At 57.2% G+C, this 3,432-nt stretch carries 3 protein-coding genes; all 3 read right to left on the reverse strand.

What is annotated here, in order from left to right; all coding sequences use genetic code 11:
• On the reverse strand, positions 1 to 720 hold a 720-nt coding region (locus AC1D3C_RS29835), incomplete at its 3' end, for a flagellin N-terminal helical domain-containing protein (RefSeq protein ID WP_477485419.1).
• A gap of 254 nt (positions 721 to 974) precedes the next feature.
• Positions 975 to 2,240, reverse strand: a complete 1,266-nt coding sequence (locus tag AC1D3C_RS29840; RefSeq protein WP_477485420.1) for a flagellin N-terminal helical domain-containing protein — start codon at positions 2,238 to 2,240, stop codon at positions 975 to 977.
• Between the two features lie 256 nt (positions 2,241 to 2,496).
• Positions 2,497 to 3,432 (reverse strand): flagellin (locus AC1D3C_RS29845; RefSeq protein WP_477485421.1); only part of this gene is annotated, 936 nt, incomplete at its 5' end.

Genomic DNA, 3,432 nt, shown 5'->3' on the forward strand with positions numbered 1-3,432 from the left:
GCCAATGTCCTTCCAGACAGCGTTGGTTGCGTAGTAGGAAGACGTGTTGATCTTGCCGAAATATTCCTTGTGGTTGGTCGTGCCGTCGTCGAAGTTGATGGCACGGTAACCATTGAGGGCGTTGGCATCGAGAAGACCGCCACGACCGCCGCTCAGGTCGAACAGGACATTCTGCTCGTCGAGAACCACGTTAATGGTCTTGACCGAGACGTTGCCGTCGCCATCACGCATGAACGAACCGACCAGCTGCTTGGTGATTTCGCTGGAAGCGTAGAGGATACCCGTGGTGGCGCTCTGCGAACCGCCGATTTCGGCCTGCAGCCAGTTTTCGCCGGAGAACGAAGCGGAGGAAGCGATGCTCTTCAGCTGGCTCTGCAGCTGGGTGATTTCTTCCTGGACCTTGGACTTGTCGACGCCCGGTTCGGAAGCTGCAACCAGCTTGTTCTTGATTTCCTTGACGACGTCGATTGCCGATTCCATGGCGGAATAGGCAGTGTCGACCTTCGCAGCGCCGAGGCCGAGTGCGTCTTGAACTGCCGAGAGCGCACCATTGTCGGACCGCATGGTGGTCGCGATCGACCAATAGGCGGCGTTGTCAGATGCGGTTCCGACGCGCAGGCCGGAGGAGACCCGGCTCTGTGTGGATTCCATGTCGGACGCGATGCCGCGCAAAGTTTGGAGAGCAGACATAGCTGCAATGTTGGTAAGAATACTAGTCATTTTAGGTGCCCCTTGAGTGGCTGATTACGAAAAGGGACATCCCGGATTTCACCGGGAACAGCGCACAGCGTCATGCTTGTTAACCATTTAATTTTCTTGGTTAACTCACTGTTTCGATGATCCTAGGTAAACCCAATATGGTTAATGAAGATTGAAGCGAATTAAGAAAATGAAAAAGCCGCGTCCGAATTCGGACGCGGCTTCTTTTTGGATCCATGGCGCGGTCAGCCTCCGCGCCATATTTCCAGTTCCGATTAACGGAAGAGCGACAGGATGTTCTGCGAGTCGGAGTTGGCGATCGAAAGCGACTGGATCGCCAGCTGCTGCTGGGTCTGCAGTGCCTTGAGCTTGGTTGACTCTTCGTTCATGTCGGCATCCACCAGTCGGCCGACACCCTTGTCGATCGAGTCCGTCAGCTTCGAGACGAAGTCCGTCTGCAGATCAAGACGCTTCGAAACAGCACCGAGCTTGGCAGTCGCGCTGTTCATCGCTTCCAGCTGACCGTCGACGAACGAGGTCAGTGCAGCCATGAGGTCTTCGTCGCTGGCTCTGGTACCGAGGCCAAGGTAGCTGACGCCGCTGGAGTCGCGATAATCCTTGAGCTTGGTGATGTCGAGGTCGGAAACCGAGATGTCAGTTSCGTACTTGATGCCGGCYGTTGCAGTCGCACCGGCCGAGAAGTCGTARCCCTTGGTGGTGTAGACGGCATCGATGTAAGCGCCGCCGACCTTCATCAGGTARGTACCGTTGGAACCCGACGAATAGACGCCGTTGGTATCGCCCTTCATGAAGACGCCGCCGCCRATGTCCTTCCAGACAGCGTTGGTTGCGTAGTAGGAAGACGTGTTGATCTTGCCGAAATATTCCTTGTGGTTTGTCGTGCCGTCGTCGAAGTTGATGGCGCGGAAACCGTTGAGGGCGTTGGCGTCGAGAAGACCGCCGTGGCCGCCGCTCAGGTCGAACAGAACGTTCTGCTCGTCGAGAACAACGTTGATGGTCTTGACCGAGACGTTGCCGTCGCCGTCACGAACGAACGAACCGACCAGCTGCTTGGTGATTTCGCTCGAGGCGTAGAKGACGCCCGTGGTGGCGCTCTGCGAACCGCCGATTTCGGCCTGCAGCCAGTTTTCGCCGGAGAACGAMGCGGAGGAAGCGATGCTCTTCAGCTGGCTCTGCAGCTGGGTGATTTCTTCCTGGACCTTCGACTTGTCGACGCCCGGTTCGGAAGCTGCAACCAGCTTGTTCTTGATTTCCTTGACGACGTCGATTGCCGATTCCATGGCGGAATAGGCAGTGTCGACCTTGGCAGCGCCGAGGCCGAGAGCGTCCTGGACCGTCGAAAGGGCGCCCTTGTCGGAACGCATGGTGGTCGCGATCGACCAGTAGGCGGCGTTGTCAGATGCGGTTCCAACGCGCAGGCCCGAGGAGACCCGGCTCTGCGTGGATTCCATGTCGGAACCGATACCGCGCAGCGTCTGAAGCGCGGCCATCGCCGCAATGTTGGTAAGAATACTAGTCATATTGATTGCCCCTTGAATGGCTACTTGCAGGAAGGGACATTCCGGAATTCACCGGGAACAGCGGACAGCGTCATGCTTGTTAACCATTTAATTTTCTTGGTTAACTCACCGTTTCGATGGCTCAAGATAACCGCAATATGATTAAGGAACATTGAAGCGAACCGGAAAAACAAAAGGGCCGCGTCCGAATTCGGACGCGGCCCTTTTTCTGAGGTCAATGGCGCGGTTAGCCTCCGCGCCATATTTCCAGTTCCGATTAACGGAAGAGCGACAGGATGTTCTGCGAGTCGGAGTTGGCGATCGAAAGCGACTGGATCGCCAGCTGCTGCTGGGTCTGCAGTGCCTTGAGCTTGGTCGACTCTTCGTTCATGTCGGCATCCACCAGTCGGCCGATACCCTTGTCGATCGAGTCCGTCAGCTTGGAGACGAAGTCGGACTGCATATCGATACGCTTCGATACCGCACCGAGCTTGGCAGCCGCGCTGCTCATCGATTCCAGCTGACCGTCGACGAACGAGGTCAGTGCAGCCATAAGGTCTTCATCGCTGGCCTTTGTACCGAGACCGAGGTAGCTCGCCCCGTTGGAGTCGCGATAGTCCTTGAGCTTGGTGATGTCGAGGTCGGAAACCGAGACGTCCGCTCCATACTTGATGCCGCTCGTTGCAGTCGCACCAGCCGAGAAGTCGTAGCCCTTGGTGGTGTAGACGGCATCGATGTAAGCACCGCCGACCTTCATCAGGTAGGTACCGTTGGAACCCGACGAATAGACGCCGTTGGTATCGCCCTTCATGAAGACGCCGCCGCCRATGTCCTTCCAGACAGCGTTGGTTGCGTAGTAGGAAGACGTGTTGATCTTGCCGAAATATTCCTTGTGGTTGGTCGTGCCGTCGTCGAAGTTGATGGCRCGGWAACCRTTGAGGGCGTTGGCRTCGAGAAGACCGCCGCGGCCGCCGCTCAAGTCGAACAGGACGTTCTGCTCGTCGAGAACAACGTTGACGGTCTTGACCGACACGTTGCCGTCGCTGTCGCGAACGAACGAGCCGACCAGCTGCTTGGTGATTTCGCTCGAAGCGTAGAGGACGCCCGTGGTGGCGCTCTGCGAACCGCCGATTTCGGCCTGCAGCCAGTTTTCGCCGGAGAACGACGCGGAGGAAGCGATGCTCTTCAGCTGGCTCTGCAGCTGGGTGATTTC

This window comes from Neorhizobium sp. P1_A6 (assembly GCF_056406795.1).